Source organism: Gemmatimonadota bacterium (assembly GCA_009835325.1).
Lineage (GTDB): Bacteria > JAAXHH01 > JAAXHH01 > JAAXHH01 > JAAXHH01 > JAAXHH01.
Window position 1 is genome coordinate 1 of sequence record VXWP01000049.1, and the last position, 22,525, is coordinate 22,525.

Consider the following 22,525-nt stretch of genomic DNA (forward strand, 5'->3'; position numbering starts at 1 on the left):
CCCAGCAACCGGTCTTTCTGATCGTCGGTCAGGAAGTCGTATCCCTCCCGGACCAGTCGAAGCTCGTCGGCCAGCGACAGCCAGTTGTGCTTCACCCTGTGATGGCCCGGGTACCCGGTGCCCCACATGGCCCGTTCCACGCCGAAGGCGTCCAGGAGCGCACGGACAAATGGGTGCATGTCGCGGAAGGGGAAAGGCTCCCGCGACCGCCCCTTCACGTCCGATATCTTCACGAACATCCGCTCGTTCCGGGCGAGGTCGAGAATGGGCTGAAAAACCTCCATCCCGGTTTCCGGGTCGGGATATCCCATGTGGTCGATGATCAGCGTCATGTCCGGATGGCGCCGGGCGATCTCGTCAACCTGTGGGGTGTCCCCGGGCTTCATGTGGAACTGGACCACCGCGTCCCGTGCGGCGAGTTCCTCCCACATGGCCCGGTTGCCCTCAGCCACGAGAATCTGCTCGTCCGGATAGTAGAAGGGGTGGAAACGGAAACCGACCAGCCCCCGGTCCTCCATCCAGTGCCGGACCTGCTCGGCGTTCCCTTCGGTATCCTGCGGGTCGATCAGGCCGTGCCCCACGAACCGGTCCGGAAACCGGGCCACAGAATCGGACATGTAGCCGTTGTCCCATGTCGACCACGACGTCTGCACCAGCACGCTTGCGTCCACGCCGTTGGCGTCCATGTCCTCGATCAGTTCGTCGGCCGTGCCGGGCTCGTCCGGTTCCGCCGTCCACGTCGGCGCGGTGGGCCCTACCGGGTATCGGGGCGGGTCGATCTCCCAGACGTGTACGTGGGTATCGACGATCATGCGGTTATCCTTATCCTTTAAGAAATATCAGACTGAGGTATATCAGACATTGCACGTATCATAGGCCGCCTTCATGGCCGCCAGCGGGTCGCCCAGGGGCACGAACTCGTGGCCCACGTACCCCGTGTAACCGGTCTCGGCGATGGCGCGCATGACGGGCGGGTAGTAGATCTCCTGGGTCTCGTCGAGGTCGTTCCGGCCGGGGTTGCCCGCCGTGTGGAAGTGGCCGATGTGCGCGATGTTGTCCCGGATGGTCCGGATCAGGTCGCCTTCCATGATCTGCATGTGGTAGATGTCGTAGAGCAGCTTGACCCGCGGCGAACCGACCCCCTCGCAGACGGACACGCCCCAGTCCGTGTAGTCGCACTGGTAGTCCGGGTGGTTCACCTTGCTGTTGAGCAGTTCCATGCACAGGGTGACGCCCTTCTCCTCGGCCGCTTTCGCGACGCGCAGCAGGCCCTCGATGCAGTTGTCGCGGCCTTCGTCGTCGGACTTGCCTTCCCGGTTGCCCGAGAAGCAGATCAGGCCGGGGATGCCGTACTCGACGGCCTGGTCCATGTTGGCCAGCAGTTCGTCCTCGATGCGGTCGTGGTTCTCCCGTTTGTTCAACCCGTCGGGCAGGGAAGCGTGGCCCACGACGATGGCGATGTCCATGCCTGCGTCGCGCACCCGGTTCCAGTGCTCCTCCGGCAGCATTTCGACGGACGCGTAGCCCATTCGTGCCGCTTCACGGATGAGCGATTCCGGGGTCAGGCCTTCGCGGTTGAAACAACCGAAGCAGATGGACTGCCTGATGGTGCTCATGAAAGTCTCCTGTCAGATATGGCGTGCCGCAGCCGCCCTGCCTGGCCAGTGCCGCGCGCCGTCACCCGTACGCGCCGTGCTCCAGAAACCCGAACAGGCGTTTCTGGCGGGGATCGGCGTCCCGGTACACGTGCTCGGGCATGGTGTAGTCGATGAAGGGGAAGTACTTGTGACCGATAACGCGCCGCGCGTAGGTGATCTGGGTGATGTACCGCGTGCGGTCGCTCCGGTTCGGCCCGCCCCGGTGCCAGACCTGGTTGTTGAACATGGCGACACTGCCCGCCGGGCCGAGGTTGTAGTGGATCCGGTCCTCCCACTCGGTGCCCTCCAGCGAATCGGGACAGGGGCGGCCGAAGAGGTGGGATCCCGGGATGACTTCCGTGCCGCCGTGTTCGGGTTCGGTGACGTCGGTGAGATAGTAGTTGCAGGTAAAGAAGAGGACCGGAAGTCGGATGTTCTGTGGAGGGTCTCCATCCGTCACCAGGAAATGCGGCGCGTCGTCCTGGTGCCACTGGAAGGACCCGCCGGGACGCGTCTTAAAGGAGTTGTTGTGGATGACGTGGCAGTTCTCGGCGACCAATGCCTCGGCGAAGCTGACGATGGGCTCGAGGTCGAAGAGGCGGCGGTTCGTCTCGCTGAACTCGAACATGCGGTGGCACAGGGCCATGTACTCGCTGACTGAATTGAGCCCGTTGGGGTTCTCCCGCAAGCCGTAGTCCAGGTCCCCGCGCAGGGCCTCGCACCAGTCGGGCGGCAGCACGCTCTCCAGGAAGAGGAATCCCTGGCGGTTGAACGTATCGACCCAGTCCTGGATCTGCGCTGGTTCGGCGACTTTGCCACCCAGGGAGATTGTGCCGGTGGTCATGCCGATTCCGATTTTGGCGTTTAAGGTCACGTACAAAGCGAGTGTGTTCCAGCGTACGTAGCATCGAATAAAACCCGGCGGAAACGACAAGGCAAGGGTTAAGTCCGGCCTCACGGCATTGGAAGATGATCGTCCGATGGGTCGGTTTTTCTTGACATTCCCAAAATAACTAGTTATCTGACTAGTTAGATTATCGTTCTTCGATCCAACTGAGAACGTCAATCTTTGATCAGGCTACTATCATGGACAGGGAATGGCAGGTCCAGGAAGCGAAGGCGAAGTTCAGCGAACTCCTCGAAACGAGCCGGGAGGAGGGTCCTCAGGTCGTGACCAAGCGGGGCGTGAAAACGGCCGTGCTGGTTTCCATCGAAACGTGGGAACGAATGGAGCGGTCGGCCCGGCTTGGCCTGAAGGACCTGCTGCTGTCGCCGGAAGCGCGCACCGAGTCCCTGACGCCACTGCGGGAACGGCGTCGATCGCGCGGGACGGCAGACCCGGCAGGCCCGGCAGGCCCGGCAGACCCGGATTGACCCATGTATCTACTGGATACCGAAGTCGTATCGGAACTGCGCAGGAGCCAGCCGCACCAGGATGCGCTGGAGTGGTTTTTGGGACTGGCCCCGGACCAGGTCTACCTTTCCGCCGTGACCGTGGGCGAGATTCAGACGGGCATCGAGTTCGCCCGGGCAAAGGATGCTTCCCGGGCCGCGGAACTGGAGACCTGGATGGGCAAGCTGATGGATTCCCAACGTGTCCTTCCCATGGATCCGGCGGTCTTCCGGGTGTGGGGAAAGCTCCTATACCGCCGGTGGGACGTTCGCATGACCGACGCCATGATCGCCGCGACGGCCGTGGTGCACCGGCTGACCGTGGTCACCGGAGATCCGGAATCCTATGACCGGCTCGGTGTCGAAACGCTGAATCCATACGAGAAGGACTCTGCCGTCCAGCGGAGCGCCGGGCATGTATGACGTGGACGCCGTCCAGCGGAGCGCCGGGCATGTATGACGTGGACGCCTTTCAGAGGAGCACCCGGCATGTATGACGTGGACGCCATCGCCGCCTTCGACCGGGAGAACGTGGCGGACATCAAGGCCCGCCAGGGCCGGATCAACGAGGACGGGTACTCGGCCGGTCTGAAGATCACGGACGTGCGTACCTGGCGTGTGCTGATGCCGTGGCGGGGCACGAAGCGATGGGACGGGTCCGCGGAGGGGTTCTCATTCGCCGAATTCGAAACAGACCAGGGCCTGGTGGGCGTAGCCGAAGGTTTGTCCAGCGAGGCCGACGCGCTGCGTTCCCGGGTCCTGGGAAAAAACCCCTTCGAACCGGAGGTCCGCGGGCTTTTGGGCCTGGCCTACTGGGACCTGGCCGGCAAGGTCGCCGGCAAGCCCCTCTACCGGTACCTGCGCGAGGTCTTCGAACTCGACACGCCCGTGGCCACGAAGATCCCCATCGCAGCCTACACCTGGTGCCGCTTCCCCGATGTCAACGGCGAGCACGAGGTGGCCTTCGACACCTATCCGCAGCACGTGAAGTCGCTCATGGAGGACGAGACCTTCCGGATCATCAAGCTGTCCATGTGCGATTTCGAGCCTCACCGTTACGTCGAACTCGTCCACAACATCCGCGACGAGGCCGGCTTCGACGTGGACATCCGCGTCGATCCCCACGCGTCGTGGAGCGAGAGCGAAGCCCTGCGGTTCATGCAGGGGGTGGAGGACTGCCGGATCGAGTGGATCGAGGAACCCGTCGGCGGCCGGTTCGAGAACATCTTCCGCGCCGGCCACCGCCTGCGGCTCATGAGCAGCATCCCCATATCGTCCCATGCCTGGCTGCCGCCGCTCCGGCGGGATTCGGCGCCCCGTCCCTACGGTGCCTATGTTTCCGGCCGTTACGGCGACGAGACGCTGGACCAGCCGCTGGACCTTGGCGTCATGCGCCGCCACGTGGCCGCAGACGTGACCGCGCCGGACGCCTACGCGGGGCCGCTGGCCCTCAAGCGGTACTACGACACCGCCCGGTTCATGGGCATGGAACTGGGCATGCACAGCGCCTACGAACTGGGGCCGGGCACGGCCATACGCCTCCACGTCGCCGCCTTCGCCTTCCCCTACACCATACCCTATCACATCGTGCACGGAAACGGGACCATGCCCATGTCGCTCCACGGCCTGGACGCCCATTACAACCAGTGGGTGGGCGACGTCATCAAGGGCGGCAAGATGCCCTACGAAGACGGGTGCCTCCGCGTACCCGAGGGACCCGGCCTGGGCGTGGAACTCGACCTCGACCTGCTGGACGAATACCGGTGGACGGAAGAGAAGCAGGATCTGCACACCCGCCACATCGAGGCGATCCGGGCGAACCATCTCGACCGGCTGGGCTGGCGCAAGGACCGGATGGGATGGCTGAGGTAGACGAGCCGACTGCGCCGCCGCGCCGACCGCGCCGCCGCGCCGACCGCGCCGCCGTGCCGACCGCCAGCCGTCCACGCGGCGCCAGCCGTCCACGTGGCGCCAGCCGTCCACGTGGCCGTCGCTCCTCAGTCCTTCCGCAACCCGCCCAACCTCCACAGCACACTGACGACCCCCAGGCTGGCGATCCCGCCGCAAATCGTGAGGGCCAGGGGCGCGCCCGCCACCGCGGCCAGCCCGCCGACGAGCAGGCGGCCGGGCGGACCGCCGCCGATGGCGAGGACGAGTAGGCCCATGACCCGGGGCCGCATGGCGTCGCTGGACGTGCGGAGGACGATGGAGGACTGCATGATCCCGAACCCGGTCTGCCCGACGCCCACCAGGATCAGCATCAGGAGCGAAAGCGGGAAGGACGTCGACAGGGCGAAGACCAGCGTGGCCAGGGCGTTGACCAGGGAACTGATGGAGAAAACCAGGCCGTCGCGGTAGTGCTGGCCCAGCCGGTCGATGAGGGCGATGCCGAGGATGGATCCGACGCCGGTGCCCGCGCCGAGGATGCCCAGTTCCAGGGGGCCGAGGAAGAGGACGTCCCGTACGAAGACGGGCAGCAGGACCTGGTAGGAGAAGGCGAAGGCGTTCATGATGAAGGTGATGATCAGCACGCCCGAGATCCTGGGATGCCGGCGCGAATACCGGTAGCCGAGGAGCAGGTCCTTCCAGGGACCGAGCCGTCCCTTCTTCCGGCCTTTCCGGTCCGTAGCGGCGGAGAGCCGGACGATCACGACGATCTGGACGACCTGCAGGAGGAAGAGAGCCAGGAAGCCGCCCTTCGTCCCGGCGAACTCGAGCAGGATGCCGCTCATGAGCGGCCCGATCAGCCGGGAGATGTTCTGGGGCACCGTCTCCAGCACCATGGCGTCCGTCGTCCGGTCCTTGCCCACCAGGTCCGGGATGAGCGCCCGGCGGCAGGACCAGTCGTAGGCGCTGCCCAGGCCGATCAGGACGGATCCGATGACGACGTGCCAGAAGGCCAGGTGGCCGAGCAGGGCGAGGATCCAGAAGAGGCCGTTGACGAAGCAGTTGATGAACTGGGCGTTGACGATCAGCCAGCGGTAGCTCACGTACCGGACCACCGTGCTGAAGAAGGGGCCGAAGAGCATGAACGGCGCCATGCGGCAGAAGCTGACCAGCGCCACCATGCCGGCCGAGTCGGTCAGTTCCAGCACGACCCAGCCAACGATCAGTTCATCCATCCAGCGCGTCTGCCACCAGATGCTGCTGGAAATCCAGAGGTTACGGAAATCGGGGATGGAAAGCAGGCGGGCCGCTTTCCAGCGTGAGCCGAGCCGGACGAACATGGACGCCCTGTGGAAAATCCTGTTGACGGGCAGGTGGGACCATCTATATTCCGATTTATCTTAAGCGATCGGCACCACCGATAACCGGATCTCCTCGTCGTCTGCCGACAATCCGGCCCGCGGTGATTCTGGGACAAGAAAGCCTTTCTATCGGCCACAGTCAAGCGTTCCGCATACCCTTTCGAACACCGTGATCACGCCTGCTCGAAATAGGGGAGTGTCGTCATGAGCGACGGGCTTCGCATCCTGTCCATCGGTGCGCATCCGGCGGACATATTCGACCAGTCGGGCGGCGCCATGGCCCATCACACCGCCCGCGGCGACTGGGTGGGATGCGTCGTGCTGACCCACGGCGCTCGCGTGCACGACAAGGTCATCAGCGACGACATGTTCCACGCGGATGAGGTGCCGGACGGGGACACCCTGAAGCGGATGATGGCGGAACGGTCCGACGTAAAGGCGGAAGAGGTGAAATCGGCGTGCCGTGCCCTCGGCGTGGAGGACGTCTGGTTCATGGGCGCGGATGATGCCGTGCTCCTGCCCGACCGGCCGATCGTGCGCCAGCTCGCCAGCCTGCTGCGGGAACTGAAGCCGGATATCATCCTCACCCATTTCCCCGACGAGGGCGGCGGCACCTGGAACCCCCACGCGGTGGCCGGCCGCATCGTCATGCTCGCCATGGGGCTGGCCGGTTCCGTCGACCCCGGCGACCGGCATCCGCCCCACCAGGTGGCCCAGGTGTTCTACTGGGGCTGCGGCGGGGCGAGCCTGCCCAGGAACGTCTGGGACGCCCGCGGCGGGTACTACAACGATGTCTTCATCGACATCACGGACGTGGTCGAGAAGAAACTGGCGGCGCTGGACGCACTGGTGAGCCAGGGCTACGGCGGCGCCTACGCGCGCAAGCGCATCGAGACGTCCGACGGGGCCTTCGGAAGCGCGGGCCACGTCGCCTACGCCGAAGGTTTCATTTCGCTCAATGCCGAAACCCACTACTACTTCCCCGTCTCGTCCTACGCCCTCGAACGGGCCCGCAGGTCGGACCACGAGAACATCGAGAAAGTCAGTTACAAGTACGAAGCGTGAAGGAGATTACCATGCAACGGGTCGGGTTCATTTTGAAAGTCAAGGAAGACATGATCGAAGGCTACAAGAAGCACCACCGGGAGGTCTGGCCGGAGATGCTGGAGGCGTTGCAAGACGCCGGCTGGCGCAACTACTCGCTGTTCATGCGCGAGGACGGACTGCTCTTCGGTTACTGCGAGACCCCGGATTTCGAGAAGGCGCTGGCCAGGATGGCGGAGACGGACGTCAACGCACGCTGGCAGGAGTTCATGGCACCCTATTTCGAGAACCTCGGCGGCAAGCACGCCGACGAGAACATGGTCCCGCTGGAGCAGGTTTTCTACCTGGAATGACAGGTTTCTGCCCGAACTAAAAGTAAAGCGCGCCCCCCGCGCGCAGGTAACACCCGCGCAGGGTAACAGGGGTAAAACAAGACCACTTGGACACCACCACCCTCGATACGCCCGTCCTTACGCAAGACGAAAAGCGGCTGATCCGGGACATCACCGATTCGCTGAAGGAATGCAGGAATCCGGACGCCGCGCACCTCGACCAGGCGATCTGCGAGTCCATCGCCCGGTTGAGCGACCTGGCCAGGGTCATGAACGCCTATCCCTCCCTGCTGGAAAGCCAGTCCCTCGGCCAGCAGCGGCGGGATGCCGCTTCCCTTATCGAGGCGCTGTCCAACGCCACGCTCTTCACCGTCGACATGCTGCTTCCCATGCGGGCCGCGGTCGGGCAGGTGTACGTCATGGCGCGGCTGAACCTGTTCCGTCTCCTGCACCAGGTGGTCCAGGAAGCGCTGGGCGGCCGGGACGAATTCACGGCCGTGGAAGACGCCATCGGCGCCCGGATCAGCCAGAGCATACACAACAAGGTGATCGAATCGCTGCTGATCGCCATCGTCTGCGACGACAGCCTCGGCCGCGCGGTCCGCATCAAGGCGGCCACCGCCCTGACCCACCTCTGGGAGGACCGGTTCTCCCGGCGGATCGAAGCCTTCCTGCCCGTCCTCGAAACCACCTGGGAAGCCCGGCGGCAGACGACCGTGCAGCTGGGTACCCTCATGGGGGTTTCCGAGGTATTCGCCCTGATGCGCGCGGGCGGCGACATCCGGTTCCTCGACTATTTCTCCAGGAAGACCTGTCCGCCGGAGGAACTGCAGGCCTTTCGTGAGTTCCTCTTCAGCGTGTCCACCGAGGAACTCGAGTCCCTGGGCGACAAACTGAAAGAGGGGCAGCACAGGGCGTCGTTTCCGGGCGTCGACACCACCCTGTCCCTGTCGCCCACCTATCTCTACGACCATACGGCCACCGACTTCGTCACCCAGCTCTACCTGTTCTTCGTCAAGCGCCACCTCGAAGCCCACGCGCGGCGGATCCGGAACCTGCCTGGTCCCAAGCGCACGGCCGAAGAGTACGTCATGGTCTATTTCCTGGAGCAGTCCTGCTCGATGGACGGCGACCGTACCGCCGACAGAAAGGAAGACACGCAGTGATCAAGCTCGGTTGCATGTCCCTGAGTTACAGCCACGCCATTTCCGAAGGCCGCATGGACCTGTTCGAATTCATCGACCTCGCCCGCGAAATGGGACTCGACGGGATCGACATCCATACCCGGGCGCTGGAATCGGAAGATGACGCGTACCTGCGGGACGTGCGCATGCAGTGCCTGCAGCGGGGGCTTGCCATCTCCTACCTGGGCATCAGCAACAACTTCGGGAAGCCGCCCGGGGAGATCGCCGCCGAGATCCAGATGGTCAAGCACTGGATCGACGTGGCCGCGCGGCTGAACGTGCCCATGGTCCGGATCTTCGCGGCCTGGGACCGGGAGGACACGCCCGCGCGCGTCACCTGGTCCCGGATGATTTATGGCATCTCCGAAGTGGTGGATCACGGGGCCGCCAGAGGCGTGGCCGTCGGGCTTCACAACCATAATCACGGCTGCGTGACCCGTACCGGCGACGACGTCGTGCGCATCCTGAACCAGGTGGATCGCCCCACGTTCACCCATATCCTCGACACGGGCCAGTATGCCGGCTCGCCGGGCGCTTCGGGCAGCAGGGGCAACCCGGACCCCGCCTACGATTTCTACGGCAGCATGGAGAAGAGCGCGCCGTACGCGGCGCATGTCCGGGCGAAGTTCTACCGCATCCAGTCCGGCGAGGAGGAGTGGCTGGACTATCCCCGCATTCTGGGGATCCTGAAGCAGGTCGGTTTCAATGGCTGGATGTCGGTCGTCTACGAAGGGCAGGACGTCGAAGCCGAGGAGATCGCGGTACCCAAGGCCGTCGCCTACCTGCGGCGCCTTCTCGCCGAAAACGGCATGTGAGGCTAAGAGAGAAGCGACGTGATGTGCCGGCAGGAATCGGGGTTCAGTTCCACGGAGACGCTGCGGCGCCCGAGCGCGCGCGCGGCCAGGGCGATCGTGCCTTGCCCGGCAAAGGGGTCCAGAACCGTATCGCCCGCGTATGACCAGAGGCGGATCAGGCGCCGGTAGGGCTGTTCCAGGTTATCGTCCGGCGTCCAGACGGCCTGGCGGCCCGCCCGCCATGTTGAAGCGGGTATTCTGCTTTCTTCCACGACGCCAGGCGGCGGCGCTTCGGATTCACCGGGCTTCCGGTAGGCCAGGATGGTCTCGGCATGCACCTTGGGCCGGCATCCGAGCGGTACCCGGCCATCCGCCGGTTCCTCCTTCACCGCTTTCCCCGGTTCGAACCAGTACCAGGTGGCCTCGTACTGAAATCCGGCCTCCTGGAGACCGCGGTGCGTATCCGCCACCAGCGCGACCGGTTCATCCCGCCAGAGCAAGTCGGCGATCCAGACGATCATAGCCCTGCCGGGCATGAGGCACCGGTGGCACTGCGCCCATACCTCTGAGAGCGAGGCCAGGAAGTCCGGATAGGTCTGGCCGAAACCGATCTGGTCCGGGTGGCCGTAGTCGCCGCTCTCCCACCAGGGCGGACAGGTCAGGACCAGGCCGGCGCGCCCGTCTGGAATCGGGTCCATCCTGCGCGCGTCGCCCAGCCAGAGCTGGACCTGGTCGTCATCGTGGTAAAGGCGCATTGAGGAAGCGTCGTATCGCGGGAAATGAGTCCTGGCGGCGGCCTTCACCGCCGCGTCAGGCTTCGGGCCAGATTTCGGCCAGGGTGCTTGAGATGATCACGGGACTGGGGCCGTCCACCCGGAAGCATTCCTCGGCCGACAGGGCTTCGTCCATGAGCCCGCCCGTCATGGACCGGGGCCAGCCGAACCACCGGTAGACCGCTTTCTCGTCGACGGCTCCGGCGGACTCAACGGCGCCCACGAGCAGACTGCGCATGGCATGACGGCGGGTCATGGAAACGGCTTCCCTCGCCGTCTCGTCGGGCACCCACCGCTTCGTCAGCTCCCATACGCACGAGGCCGCGTCATGGACGTTCCTTCCAGGCTGTCCGGACCGTCCGGGTACGATCAACCACAGCTTCTCGAGTTCCAGCAGCGCCTTTCGGAAAGTCCGCCTGTCCATGCGGACGGATCCTGCGAGCCGGTCCCGCAGCGCCCGCCCCGTGGCCGGGCCGTCCCGTTCGATGCAGTCGGCCAGCCGGAACGCCGCCGGGGAGATCCGGTTGCGCTCCCGGGCGCCCCGGAAGCCTTCCCCTTCCATGGCCAGCAGGGCAGCCCAGTGCTTCCGGGCGACCAGCGTGGGCTTGCGCTTCACGAAGGTGCCGAACAGGCAGGGAACGGCTTCGGGCAGGTCGCTCAGCCAGATGCTGGCGATGCCCTGTCCCGTGCTGATCCCGTTACCGTTGCCGGCAAGGCCGGTCCTGCCGTCTATGGCCTCCTGGATACTGGGTAGTTCGGTGCCGGAGTAGACCGAGACGAAACACCGTTCCAGGATGAACTCGCCGGCCTGTTTCCTGCTCTTCAGGCGGCGGGACGGGGACAGGCGATGGTTTTCGGTCACGCGCCCGCGGACGCCGTCGGGCAACATGGGAAACAGTTTCGACTTGCTGAGTATGGACATGTAAGGCGCTTTCTGCAGATCTTGCGACGGCCTGCGGGTCACGCGGCGGTCTGCGCGGCCAGGGCCGCCCCGATGATCCCGGCCTGGTTCCTCAGCCGGGCGGGGACGACCTCGGTATCCACGGTGAAGCACGATGAGAACTTCTCGTACTTGTTGCTGGCGCCGCCGCCCACGATGATCAGGTCCGGGCGGATCAACTCGTCCAGCCTGCACAGGTACTCGTTCACCCGTCCGCCCCATTCCTCCCAGCTCAGGCCTTTCGCTTTCCGAATGCTTTCGGCGGCGTATTTCTCCGCGACGCGGCCTTTCATCTCGATGTGGCCGAATTCCGTGCTGGGCACGAGCGTGCCGTCGACGAACAGGGAGGTACCGATACCGGTACCCAGGGTCGCGATGACCACCACGCCGTCCCGGTCTCTGCCCGCGCCGAACCGCATCTCCGCCATGCCCGCGGCATCCGCGTCGTTCACGAAAACGACCGGCCGGCCGGTCGCCTTCGCCATGCGTTCTACCGCGTTGACGCCGATCCAGGACGGGTCGATGTTCGCGGCGGTCCGCACCGTACCTTGCTTGATGACCGCGGGAAAGCCGAATCCCACGGGACCCCGCGGGTCGAAGTGCCGGACGATCTCCGCCGCGGTCTCGATCACTTTCTTTGGCGTGGCCGGCCTGGGGGTGCCGATCCTGAAGCGTTCCGTCTCGAGTCTTCCGGATTCCAGGCAGACCGGCGCGCCTTTGATGCCCGTTCCGCCGATATCGATCCCCAGCAGACTCATGCGGGTTCACCTTCCGTCGATTCTTCTTCGGCCTGGACGGCATCTCGGTCGCGTGGGGACGTGATCCGCCAGTAATAGCCGTCCGGGTCCAGCATGCGGAAGTCCGTGGCGCCCCATGGTTGCGCTGTCAGAGGTTCGTGTATGGACACCCCGGCCTGTTGCATCTTCGCATGGAACTGGCCGATATCCGAGATCTCCAGGACCAGTTCGACTCCCACGCCGCGGGCGAGCGACTCGACAGGCTGTTCCCCCGGGTCCGGATACCAGAGCAGTTCGTCGGTCTTCAGTCCGAGGACCAGTTCGTTCCGTTGGAGCAGGATGTAACCGGGGTCGTTCGACAGTTCCTTGAAGCCGAAGGTCTCCGTGTAGAATGCCGCGGACACCTGCAGGTCCTTCACGGCAAGGTTCACCTGGAGTCTCACGGACTGACTCTGGACCTGGACCTGATCGGCCCGGGGGCCGCGGGAAGTGAACTGGACGGTATACGTCACCTGGTCGCCGACCTGCAGCAACGAAAACTGCCCGTCCGTAATGTTGGATCGATGGAAAAACAGGTCTTCGTTCTCCGGGGTGTTGATGAACCCGTAACCCCTGGTGTGGTTCAGCCTGGTGATCGTACCCTGCGGCATGACTGTCCAGTCCCGGTTCCTGGGAACCGCCTTGGAAGAAGACCCGGTTTATCGAAAAGAGGAGGTGGAATCTGGCAAGACCATGCCGGCCATTCCCACCCGGGGCAGGCATGGCAAAGTAGATGAACGCTCGTGCTCCGCCTGCCTGAAACAACATGCCGGCCAACCCCGGGAAAGGAGTCGCCGGCGAAGTTCCATGTTAGGTCTGCGCAACAGGTCAAGTCAAGGCTTTTCTTGTTCCTTAGCGCGGGTACATAGAGGTTGACAACCGGCGGGGGTTCGCCTAGACTATCCGGAGTGTCCGGACGACGCAAAACACCCTTCAGTACTGGGCCTTCCCGCTGGACGGCACCCTTTACAGGACCTTTTGCAGGCATGCGTCCATTACATTTCAAATCGATATTGCTGGGGGCGCTGATCTGGTGCGGATGCGATCAGAACCTGCGTCCCTTGCCCGAAGACGGCGGACAGCCGTCCGGCAGGTCCTTCGTGGAGGCGCAGCGGCCGATCGACGGCAGCCGGGTGGCCGGCCGAAGCTTCGAGGAAGGACAGCCCACCGCGGTCCCGGCAGGCGGTGCGAGCGTATCGGGAACCATCGACATCACGCCGGAACTCTTCGCGCGGCTCAGGGGCTCGGAGACCATGTACGTCATGGCGAGACGAAGCCAGGACGGTCCGCCCATGGCCGTCAAGCGTTTCAGAAGCCTGCGGTTCCCCATGCCGTACACGCTGACCGGAGCGGACCAGGCCGTCCAGGGTCCGGCATTCACCGGGGAAGTCACCATCGTCGCGCGCATCGACCTGGACGGGAACGCCGGCGTACCGCAGGCGGGCGACATGGAAGGGGTCAACCCGCGGGTGGTCGTCGGAGCCTCCGGTGCGGACGTCGTCATCGACCGGCTGTACTAGTCGCCAACCACATGATGAATACCGAACTGCTCACCGCGCCTGAATCCTTGCGACGGCTCGTCCTCGACCTGCGCCAGATGGAGACCTTCATCGAGGACCCTCTCGTCGTCCGGAAGGCGGACGGGGTCTGGTACGAGGACATAAACGGCCGGAGGATCCTGGACGGCCTGTCGGGCATCTTCACCGTGAACGCCGGCCACGGCAACCGGAGGATCATCGAGGCGATCAAGGCCCAGCTGGACGCGATGGCCTTTGCCCCTCCGCTCCACGCCACCAGCCCGCCGGCCATCGAGCTGGTCCAGCGGCTGGCGGAAGTCACGCCGGAAGACCTGAACACCATCAAGCTCCTGTCCGGCGGATCGGAAGCCACCGAGGCGGCCATGAAGCTGGCGCGGCAATACCACCGGCAGACCGGCAACCCGGGCAAGTTCAAGGTGATCTCGCGGTTTCACGGGTACCACGGCGCGACCATGGGGGCCCTGTCGGCCACGGGCACGCGCCGGCGCAAGACTATGTTCGAACCCACGCTGCACGGATTCCTGCACGTCCACCCGCCGACCTGCTACCGGTGCCCTTACGAAAAGACCTTTCCGGACTGCGAGGTCTTCTGCGCCCGGACGGTGGAGGACCTCATCGAGCTGGAAGGCGCCGAGACCATCGCCGCGCTCATCCTGGAACCCGTGGGGAACACCGGGGGGATCATCATGCCGCCGCCGGGGTATCTCCCCGAACTGCGGGATATCTGCAACCGGCACGATATCCTCCTGATCTACGACGAGATCATCACCGGCTTCGGCCGCACCGGCAGCATGTTCGCCGCCCAGACCTTCGAGGCGGCGCCCGACATCCTCTGCATGGGCAAGGGCATGTCCAGCGGATACGTGCCCCTGGCAGGGATCGCCTTCCGGGATTCCATCGCGGCCGCCTTTCTCGGTCGCGAAGAGGACGAGGTCGAGTTCTCCCACGGCCACACCTTCGGCGGCAACCCGCTGGCCGCGGCGGCCGGACTGGCGAACCTGGCGGAGATCCGGGAAAGGGACCTGTGCGCACGTGCACGCGAGACGGGTGCCTATGTCCGGCAGCGGCTGGAGGAACTGCGGGAATTCGGCATCGTGGGCGATATCCGGGGCTGCGGCCTGCTGGCCGGCGTTGAATTCGTGGAAGATCCCGAAACCCGCACGCCGTTCAATCCATCGGTGAAGTTCGGCGTGCAGGCCGGCCATGCCGCGCTCGGAAAAGGGCTGCTGACGCGCTTCGATCCCAACTGGATCGCCCTGGCGCCGCCGCTCGTCATCACCAGGGAAGAGACGGACCTCATGCTGGACATTTTGTCGGAGAGCATCCGGGAAACGGTAAAGGAGTTGAAGACGTCATGAAACCAGATTCCAACCTGTCGCGCCGTGGATTCATCGGGGGAACGCTGCTTGGGGGCCTGGGCGTCCTGGCGGCCGATCCGATGGTGATGGCGCAGGCCCTGGTGTCGGGCAAGAAACCGGAGGATATCCAGGGTCACGGTATCGCACCGGGCTACGTGAACCTGTCGTCCAACGAGAACCCGCTGGGACCGTCTCCGCGGGCCGTCGAGGCGGTCGCCGCGCGCATTTTCGATGTGAACCGCTACCACTGGAGTTTCATGCCGGACCCTGTGGAAGGCCTGATCAACGCCCTTGAACGGAAACACGGGTTGCCGGTCACCGAGACGACGTGGGACAACTGGGAAGAGGTGACGAAAGACCGCCGGATGATCCTGAGCGCGGGTTCCAGCATGATCCTTCACTCGGTGGGTCTGGCGACGGTCCGGGACAAGGCGGAACTGGTCCAGGCCCAGCCCGCCTACTTCGATACGGCGGATGTCTGGAGGCGGTTCAGGGAAGAAGAAGGCGCCGACGTCAAGGTCAACAACGTCCGACTGACCCGGGACCTGCGGCACAACCTGAACGCCATGTACGAAAGGATCAACGACAATACGACGGTCGTGGTCGTGACGAATCCCAATAATCCCACCAGCACCGTGGTGGAACATGACGCGCTGGCGGATTTCGTCCGGTCCGTACCGTCTCACGTCACGGTTTTCATCGACGAAGCCTATATCGACTACACGACCGATCCCGGTTACCGCGACGCGATGTACCTGACGCTCGAACAGGATAACGTGATCGTATCCCGAACGTTCTCCAAGATCTACGGACTGGCGGGCATGCGCGTCGGGTACGCCGCGCTCTCGCCCCGGCTGAGGCGGAAGCTGTCGCTTTACAACCTGGGCGGCCCGCCGGGCAACCTGGGCGTGTACGCCGCCCTCGCCGCGCTGGACGACCACGCCCACTACGAACGGAGCCGGCAGACGGTGGAGGAAGGCAAGGCCTACCTGGGCGAGGCCTTCGAACGGCTGGATATCCCGTACACGCCCAGCGATGCCTGCTTCGTCCTGTTCAGGCTCGGGGACAGGGCCGAATCCGTGTTCAACGCGCTCCAGGAGCGCAACGTCTGGATCGGCGACGCCATGTGGTGGGGGCTGAAGGGGTATTTGCGCGTTACCGTCGGCACGCCGGACGAAAACGAGGCCTTCATCAACACGCTGGAAGCGGTGTTGTAGCGCGGCATTCGGACGAGACACGGGTCCCATGGACAATCCGATGCTGAAATTCGCGGACGTCCCGTTGGATCGGGCGGAGGACCGGCGCGGCGATCCGGAGTGGCTCGCAGGACGGCTGGCCCAGGACGATACCCGCTTCATTCCCGTCTGGCGCGACCTGAGCCTGATCGATGACGGTCATGGGGCGTCCCTGCCGTCCGCCGTCATCTGCGGGGGCACGACCGGAGCGCTCGATACGGCCGACGCGGCCGACCCGAGCGGAGCGGTCGGCGCGGACGTGCTGGCGGCCAGTTGCGAAACCGTGTTCCTGGGCATGGAGGGGGACCGCGCCGTTTTCGCGGTGGACCTTTCGGGTTCCGATGAAGAAGAGGCGGTCGCGGCGGCCGGGGGCCGGGGGAAGTACCAGGACCTCTGGCGCGCGGGTCCGTCGATCGACGCGCGCGGGGCCGCGCTGATGGCCTATGCGCGGGGGATGCTGTACTGGCATCGCGAGAACCGGTACTGCGGCCGGTGTGGCCATGCGACCGAAAGTCGGGAAGGAGGCCGCCGGCGCCGGTGCACGAACGCGGAATGCTGCAGGAACGCCTTTCCCCGCATCGACCCCGCGGTAATCACGCTGGTGGAATACCGGCCGGAAGACGGCCGTGCGCCCATGTGTCTCCTGGGCAACCACCACCGGCCGCCGCCGAACGTGTTTTCCACGCTTTCCGGCTTTACGGAACCGGGGGAAAGCCTGGAGGAAACCGTGGCCCGGGAGGTGTTCGAAGAGGTCGGTGTCCACGTGAGCGCGGCGCACTACCAGGCCTCCCAGCCGTGGCCCTTCCCCTCGTCGTTGATGCTGGGTTTCCGCGCGCGGGCGGAAACCACTGCCATCGTGGTGAACACGGAAGAACTTGTGGAAGCCCACTGGTTCACCGCCGAGGAGGTTCGGGGTTTCGGCGAGTGGGGCGACGAATCGGCCTCCCACGCCCTTCCGCGCAGGGATTCCATCGCACGGTTCCTGGTCGATTCCTGGGTGTCCGAAGTGACTGACCGCTGAAACATTCAACGTGTCCGGCATCATGAGGCGGAGCGCCGCCGGCCGCCATCGAATCCAAATATGGAGCGCAAAATGGAAGACTACACGTCCCTGGTCCCCTACTACACTTTTCCCACAGATACGCTCGAGGCGCAGGAGGCCGCGCTGGCGGACAACCCGCTCCTGCAGCGCCTGAACGCGTCCCGCAGGAGCTACGCGGGGGATCCGCACCGGCCCGCGTACCACTACGTGAATCCCGAGGCCATGCTCAACGACCCTAACGGCCTGTGCTTCTGGCAGGGCCGCTGGCACCTGTTCTACCAGGCCTACCCGCCCGAGGACACGCGCCAGCACTGGGGCCACGCCATTTCCGACGATCTGGTGCACTGGCGCGACCTGCCCTACTGCATCTACCCCAACCCGGAGCGCTGCTGTTACTCGGGCGCCGCGCTGGTGGAGGAAGACCGCGTGATCGCCATGTATCACGGCACGGTCGCGGGCAACATGGTCGCCGTTTCCGACGATCCCCTGCTGCTCAACTGGGAGAAGGTAACCGGAGGCCCTGTCATTCCCATGCCGCCGAAGGACGGTCCGCCCGCGCCTTACAACGTGTTCGATCCGTGCATCTGGAAGAAGGACGGGGTCTACTATTCGCTCTCCGCGGGCACCAAGCCGACAGGGCCGGCCGGCAAGAAGAGGCGTGCGAACTACCTCTTCCGCTCCGAGGACCTGGCCACCTGGACCTACCTCCATCCCTTCGTAGAGGACGACGACTACACGCTGGTAGGGGACGACGGCGCCTGCCCGTATTTCTGGCCCATCGGAGACCGCCACATCCTGCTCTTCTTCAGCCACATGAGCGGTCCCCAGTACCTGATCGGCGACTATGACACGGATCGGGACAAGTTCGTCGTCACCTACGGCGCCAAGTTCAATTTCGGCGCGTACAAGCCGTCCGGGCTGCACGCGCCTTCGGCCACGCCGGACGGCAAGGGCGGTCTCGTCGCGATATTCAACATGAACCACGGCAAGCCGACGGAGGGTTGGAACCAGATCATGTCCCTGCCCCGGCGCCTGACCGTCGACGGCGACGACCTGTACCAGGAGCCGGTCGAGGCCCTCGAATCGCTGCGGGAAGCCCCGGTCCGGTTCGACGGCTTCGACCTTTCGGCCAACCGGGAGGTCGTCCTGCCCGCGCCGGAGGGCGGCAACACCATGGAATTCGAGGTGGAGATCGACCCGGGATCGTCGCCCATGGTGGAGATGAACGTGCTGCGGTCGCCGGACCGGGAGGAGTTCACGCGCATCGCCTTCTACCGGGGCCGCGGGTTCCACGGCGGGAGCCTCCTTTCCGTCGACACCTCCTACGCGTCCACCGCGCCCGACGTCCTGTCCCGCGCGCCCGAGACCGCGCCGCTGGCGCTGGAGGAGGACGAGACGCTGAAACTGCGGGTGTTCGTCGACCGGAGCGTCGTGGAGGTCTTCGCCAACGGCCGCCAGTGCGTTGCGCTGCGGGTCTACCCCGACCGGCCGGACAGTACGGGCGTGTCCTTCCGCTCCCAGGGCGTCGACAGCCGGGTTCGGTCGCTCCGGGCATACAAAATGAAATCGATATGGACCTGAGCCACCCGTAGCACCGGAGGACGGTTCGGCATCAGGCCGACAGATATGGAGGAAGCATGGCAACCGTGGATGGCATCGAGCTGCAGCAACTCGTCTGCAACAACGCCTTCGAACCCCGATGGGAATCCTATACGCTGGACGATCTCGGCCCCGATGAAGTCCGCGTCCGCAGCGAACTCACCGCGGCGAAACACGGGACGGAGAAAGGCGAGATCACGGGTGAATCCATCTACTGCAGCGTGCCCATGGACCCGGACGGCCGGGTCTTCGACCGGTCGCGGACCCATTCTTACGACCCGACGGCCTGGAAGCCCGTGGGCAATACGACCGTGGGTACGGTCATGGCCGCCGGCAGAGAAGTCGAAGACCTCAAGGAAGGCGACCGGGTATATGGCTACGGCGGGTTCAGACCGGTCCACCAGGGCCGTCACTTCAAGCTGCTGCTCCCGGGGATGAGCGAGGAAGCCGCCTGCTGCATGGACCCCGCCGACTTCGCCCTGGCGGCCGTGCGGGACGGACAGGTGCGGATCGGCGAGCGGGTCATCGTCTTCGGCATGGGCGCCATCGGGCTATTCACCGTCCAGCTGGCCCGGCTTTCCGGCGCGGTTGACGTGGTGGCGGTGGACCCGATCACTCGCCGGCGCGAACTGGCCCGGCTGCACGGCGCGACCATGGCGGTCGATCCGAAGGAAGTCGGCGATTTCGGCATGGCGTCCCGCGATTGGCTCGAACACGGCGCGGACGTCGCCATCGAGGCCAGCGGGAGCTACCACGCGCTCAACCAGGCGATCCGTTCCACCCGGTACGCGGGGCGGGTGGTGCCCCTGGCCTTCTACCTGGGGGACGCGAAGGGACTCTACCTGGGCGAGGAGTTCCATTTCAACCAGATCGACATCGTCTCGGCGCGGGCCTGCAGTCGCCCGCAGCGGAACCTGTTCTGGGAAGAGGACCGGATCTTCGAAACCCTGGTCCGCCTCTTCCGGGAGGGCACGCTCCATCCGCACGGTCTGCCCGATCCCGTCGTGACGCCCGACGAATTGCCGGAAGCGTACGGCAAGATGCGGCACGCGCCGGACGAGGTGATCAAGGTGGCCGTACGGTGGACGTAAGGTAGCCCCGTAGGGAGCCTGTAAGCCGGCCGTAAGGCATCGAGGAAACGGAGGACGAGGCTCATGGGCCTGGAAAAGCAACTGACGAGCGCGGCGTGGTCCGGCGACCTGGACGCGACGAAAGCCCTGCTGACGGAAGACCCTGAGGCCGCCCGGCACTGGCAACCCATCATGACGGCCGCCTTCACGGGGAGTACGGAGATCGTCAGGCTGCTGGTCGAACACGGCGCCGATCCCAACGTGATCAGCCGCAACAACCATCGGCACCGGCCGCTGCATCGCGTGCTGGAACACAAGAAGACGATTCCCAAGGGCCCGCACCACGTGGACACCGTGCGCGCCCTCCTCGAACTCGGCGCGCGCATCGACCTGCGGGGCGGCCATGGCCGCATGACGGCGCCTTGTCTCGCCGCCGTGGGCGGGGAGATCCAGTTCCTGCCGGTCCTCCGCGAATACATTGAGGACTGGGATATCTTCACCAGCGTGGCCCTGGGCGAGGCGGATCGCGTCCGCGCGCTTCTGGACGAGGACGAAGGCCTGGTCGACGCGGTGGACGAGAACCGGTGGCGGCCCCTGAACTACGCCGCGGCTTCCGGCGCGGGCCGGGACGATTCGGCAGTCGCCGCCCGTCTTGAAGCGATCGTCGTGTTGCTCCTTCAGCGGGGCGCCGAGGTCAACTGTCCTCCTCCGCCGCTGACCTCCGCCATCGGAAACCCGGCCATGATGCAGGCGATGCTGGACGCCGGCGCGAAACCCGATCCCGGCCTGGTCCACGCCCTGTGGAGCGTGGACTACGATTCGGTGGAATTGCTGCTGGCGGCCGGGGCGGACATCCGGCATCCCGCGGTGGACGACACCCTGAGCGAACTCGTGCAGTACGGCAGTTACAACATGGCCCGTTTCCTGGTCGACCGCGGCGCCAACGTGAACGCCGTCGACGATCACCGCGGACGCACCGCGCTGCACTGGGCCGCCGTCCGCGGCGCCGGGAAGGCATTCGTCACCTACCTGCTCGACCAGGGGGCCGATCCGTCGATCCGGGACCCGGACGGCGCCACGGCGCTGGACATCGCCCGCGAGAAGAAAAGGAAGGCCATCGAATCCATGCTCCTGGAAAGAGGGCGCGGATGATCCGGATACGCCGGGCCGGCGAAGACGACTTCGATACCATCTGGTCCATCTTTCACCGGGTCGTCCGGTCGGCCGACACCTATCCCTATCCGCCCGACACGGACAGGGACCAGGCCCACGCGCTGTGGATGGCGCCGCCGAACCGCACCTACGTCGCGCTGGAAGGCCACAAAGTGGTGGGCACCTACTATCTCCGTCCCAACCAGCCGGGACAGGGTGCCCACGTGGCGAACGCGGGGTTCATGGTCGATCCGGACATCCAGGGACGCGGCGTGGGGCGGGCCATGGGGATTCACGCCCTCGAAGAGGCGCGCCGCGCGGGATTCCTGTCCATGCAGTTCAACATGGTCGTCGGCACGAACCAACGGGCCGTCGCACTCTGGCGGGACCTGGGGTTCTCGATCATCGGCACTGTACCGGCCGCGTTCGAACATCCCGAACACGGCCTCGTGGATGCACACATCATGTACCGGAAGTTGCAGGAACCTGACCCATGAAGCGATACCTCTGCGCGCTCCTGGTCAGCATCGCGGCCCTGAACGGCATCGTGGCGCTGTCCAGCCTCGCCGCCTGTACCGAGCCGACGAATTCGAGCACCAGTCCCACCGATACGCAGGCGGGAAACGACACCACGGCGGTCGCGGCGAAGTCCTATACCTACGAGGTGGTCCGGTCCTTCCCCCACGATACGGGCGCCTTTACCCAGGGCCTGGCAATCGAGGGCGATACGTTGTACGAGAGTACCGGGAACTACGGCCAGTCCTCACTGCGTCAGGTGGCGCTGCGGACCGGCGAAGTGGAACGGGTACGCCGGCTTTCCGCGACGATCTTCGGGGAAGGGCTCGCCCTCTACGACGACAAGATCATCCAGCTCACCTGGAAATCGGGCGTCGGGTTCATCTACGACCGGGATAACTTCGAGCTACTGCGGAGCGTGTCCTATCCCGGCGAGGGATGGGGCATCACCTACGACGGCGCTCGGTTCATCATGAGCGACGGGTCGTCCAACCTGTACTTCCGCGACAAGGTGACCTTCGCGGAGACCGGCCGGGTGGTCGTGAGGGACGGGGACGGACAGGTACGCAACCTGAACGAACTGGAGTACGTGAAGGGCGAAGTCTACGCCAATATCTGGCAGGAGGACCGCATCGTCCGCATTGATCCCGAAACGGGCCGGGTCACGGGGTGGATCGACCTGGAGGGACTGCTCGAATCGGCAGGACTCGGCGAGGGGAGCGGCACGGTGGACGTGCTCAACGGCATCGCCTACGATGCCGCGGGGGACCGCCTGTTCGTCACCGGGAAGTATTGGCCCCGGCTCTTCGAGATCCGGCTGGTCGAAAAACAGGACCCCTCCGGGTAACCGTTTACCCGGCCGGTCCTGCCCTGTTCGACCATACCGGTTATGCCG

23 protein-coding genes are annotated in these 22,525 nt (G+C 65.1%); 15 read left to right on the forward strand and 8 right to left on the reverse strand.

The features are described from left to right. The 3 genes from F4Z81_06105 to F4Z81_06115 form a co-directional block, all read right to left on the reverse strand. Window positions 1–812 (reverse strand): amidohydrolase family protein (locus F4Z81_06105; GenBank protein MXW04623.1); only part of this gene is annotated, 812 nt, incomplete at its 3' end. Window positions 813–854: 42 nt separating this feature from the next. Beyond that, window positions 855–1,616 carry a TIM barrel protein gene (locus tag F4Z81_06110; protein MXW04624.1) on the reverse strand — a complete coding sequence of 254 codons (762 nt, stop codon included), beginning with the start codon at window positions 1,614–1,616 and terminating at the stop codon, window positions 855–857. Between the two features lie 61 nt (window positions 1,617–1,677). Next, window positions 1,678–2,481, reverse strand: coding sequence for a phytanoyl-CoA dioxygenase family protein (locus F4Z81_06115; protein ID MXW04625.1), 804 nt, complete (start codon window positions 2,479–2,481; stop codon window positions 1,678–1,680). 242 nt (window positions 2,482–2,723) lie between these two features. On the opposite strand from F4Z81_06115, the gene F4Z81_06120 reads away from it, so the two are divergent. Genes F4Z81_06120 through F4Z81_06130 form a run of 3 tightly spaced genes read left to right on the forward strand, consistent with a single transcriptional unit; the run spans window position 2,724 to window position 4,901 of the window. After that, complete coding sequence (locus F4Z81_06120) at window positions 2,724–3,011, forward strand: type II toxin-antitoxin system Phd/YefM family antitoxin (GenBank protein ID MXW04626.1); 288 nt, start codon at window positions 2,724–2,726, stop codon at window positions 3,009–3,011. A gap of 3 nt (window positions 3,012–3,014) precedes the next feature. Next, window positions 3,015–3,452: a type II toxin-antitoxin system VapC family toxin gene (locus F4Z81_06125; protein ID MXW04627.1), complete on the forward strand. Its 438-nt coding sequence runs from the start codon at window positions 3,015–3,017 to the stop codon at window positions 3,450–3,452. Between the two features lie 33 nt (window positions 3,453–3,485). Beyond that, on the forward strand, window positions 3,486–4,901 hold the full coding sequence (locus F4Z81_06130) for a hypothetical protein (protein MXW04628.1): 1,416 nt from the start codon (window positions 3,486–3,488) through the stop codon (window positions 4,899–4,901). Between the two features lie 125 nt (window positions 4,902–5,026). Here F4Z81_06130 and F4Z81_06135 read toward each other — a convergent pair whose 3' ends face one another. Continuing rightward, window positions 5,027–6,256: an MFS transporter gene (locus F4Z81_06135; protein MXW04629.1), complete on the reverse strand. Its 1,230-nt coding sequence runs from the start codon at window positions 6,254–6,256 to the stop codon at window positions 5,027–5,029. A 225-nt stretch (window positions 6,257–6,481) separates the two neighbouring features. Between F4Z81_06135 and F4Z81_06140 the strand changes: the two genes are divergently transcribed. From F4Z81_06140 to F4Z81_06155, 4 genes are all read left to right on the forward strand, one after another. Then, complete coding sequence (locus F4Z81_06140) at window positions 6,482–7,342, forward strand: hypothetical protein (protein ID MXW04630.1); 861 nt, start codon at window positions 6,482–6,484, stop codon at window positions 7,340–7,342. Between the two features lie 11 nt (window positions 7,343–7,353). Beyond that, window positions 7,354–7,674, forward strand: coding sequence for an L-rhamnose mutarotase (locus tag F4Z81_06145; GenBank protein ID MXW04631.1), 321 nt, complete (start codon window positions 7,354–7,356; stop codon window positions 7,672–7,674). A gap of 86 nt (window positions 7,675–7,760) precedes the next feature. Further along, on the forward strand, window positions 7,761–8,819 hold the full coding sequence (locus F4Z81_06150) for a hypothetical protein (protein MXW04632.1): 1,059 nt from the start codon (window positions 7,761–7,763) through the stop codon (window positions 8,817–8,819). Then, entirely contained in the window at window positions 8,816–9,652 is an 837-nt protein-coding gene (locus F4Z81_06155; protein ID MXW04633.1) for a sugar phosphate isomerase/epimerase, read from the forward strand. The genes F4Z81_06150 and F4Z81_06155 overlap by 4 nt, the downstream gene beginning before the upstream one ends. A gap of 2 nt (window positions 9,653–9,654) precedes the next feature. Here F4Z81_06155 and F4Z81_06160 read toward each other — a convergent pair whose 3' ends face one another. From F4Z81_06160 to F4Z81_06175, 4 genes are read right to left on the reverse strand one after another with little or no spacing between them, the layout of a single operon-like run. After that, entirely contained in the window at window positions 9,655–10,386 is a 732-nt protein-coding gene (locus F4Z81_06160; protein MXW04634.1) for a site-specific DNA-methyltransferase, read from the reverse strand. A gap of 55 nt (window positions 10,387–10,441) precedes the next feature. Further along, complete coding sequence (locus F4Z81_06165) at window positions 10,442–11,326, reverse strand: hypothetical protein (GenBank protein ID MXW04635.1); 885 nt, start codon at window positions 11,324–11,326, stop codon at window positions 10,442–10,444. A gap of 38 nt (window positions 11,327–11,364) precedes the next feature. Beyond that, window positions 11,365–12,102, reverse strand: a complete 738-nt coding sequence (locus F4Z81_06170) for an ROK family protein (protein ID MXW04636.1) — start codon at window positions 12,100–12,102, stop codon at window positions 11,365–11,367. Beyond that, entirely contained in the window at window positions 12,099–12,731 is a 633-nt protein-coding gene (locus F4Z81_06175) for a hypothetical protein (protein ID MXW04637.1), read from the reverse strand. The genes F4Z81_06170 and F4Z81_06175 overlap by 4 nt, the downstream gene beginning before the upstream one ends. Window positions 12,732–13,159: 428 nt before the next feature. Between F4Z81_06175 and F4Z81_06180 the strand changes: the two genes are divergently transcribed. The 8 genes from F4Z81_06180 (at window position 13,160) to F4Z81_06215 (ending at window position 22,477) form a co-directional block, all read left to right on the forward strand. Continuing rightward, the gene (locus F4Z81_06180; GenBank protein MXW04638.1) at window positions 13,160–15,016 is read left to right on the forward strand and encodes an aspartate aminotransferase family protein; all 1,857 of its coding nucleotides are present in this window, start codon (window positions 13,160–13,162) and stop codon (window positions 15,014–15,016) included. Next, complete coding sequence (locus tag F4Z81_06185) at window positions 15,013–16,233, forward strand: aminotransferase class I/II-fold pyridoxal phosphate-dependent enzyme (protein ID MXW04639.1); 1,221 nt, start codon at window positions 15,013–15,015, stop codon at window positions 16,231–16,233. The genes F4Z81_06180 and F4Z81_06185 overlap by 4 nt, the downstream gene beginning before the upstream one ends. Window positions 16,234–16,261: 28 nt before the next feature. Continuing rightward, complete coding sequence (nudC, locus tag F4Z81_06190) at window positions 16,262–17,272, forward strand: NAD(+) diphosphatase (GenBank protein MXW04640.1); 1,011 nt, start codon at window positions 16,262–16,264, stop codon at window positions 17,270–17,272. 72 nt (window positions 17,273–17,344) lie between these two features. Then, the gene (locus tag F4Z81_06195; GenBank protein MXW04641.1) at window positions 17,345–18,874 is read left to right on the forward strand and encodes a glycoside hydrolase family 32 protein; all 1,530 of its coding nucleotides are present in this window, start codon (window positions 17,345–17,347) and stop codon (window positions 18,872–18,874) included. Between the two features lie 56 nt (window positions 18,875–18,930). Then, window positions 18,931–19,983 (forward strand): zinc-binding alcohol dehydrogenase, encoded by a 1,053-nt coding sequence (locus tag F4Z81_06200; GenBank protein MXW04642.1) that lies wholly within the window; start codon window positions 18,931–18,933, stop codon window positions 19,981–19,983. 63 nt (window positions 19,984–20,046) lie between these two features. Further along, window positions 20,047–21,114, forward strand: coding sequence for an ankyrin repeat domain-containing protein (locus tag F4Z81_06205; protein ID MXW04643.1), 1,068 nt, complete (start codon window positions 20,047–20,049; stop codon window positions 21,112–21,114). After that, on the forward strand, window positions 21,111–21,611 hold the full coding sequence (locus F4Z81_06210; protein ID MXW04644.1) for a GNAT family N-acetyltransferase: 501 nt from the start codon (window positions 21,111–21,113) through the stop codon (window positions 21,609–21,611). The genes F4Z81_06205 and F4Z81_06210 overlap by 4 nt, the downstream gene beginning before the upstream one ends. After that, window positions 21,608–22,477 (forward strand): glutaminyl-peptide cyclotransferase, encoded by an 870-nt coding sequence (locus F4Z81_06215; protein ID MXW04645.1) that lies wholly within the window; start codon window positions 21,608–21,610, stop codon window positions 22,475–22,477. The genes F4Z81_06210 and F4Z81_06215 overlap by 4 nt, the downstream gene beginning before the upstream one ends. Window positions 22,478–22,525 lie beyond the last annotated feature (48 nt).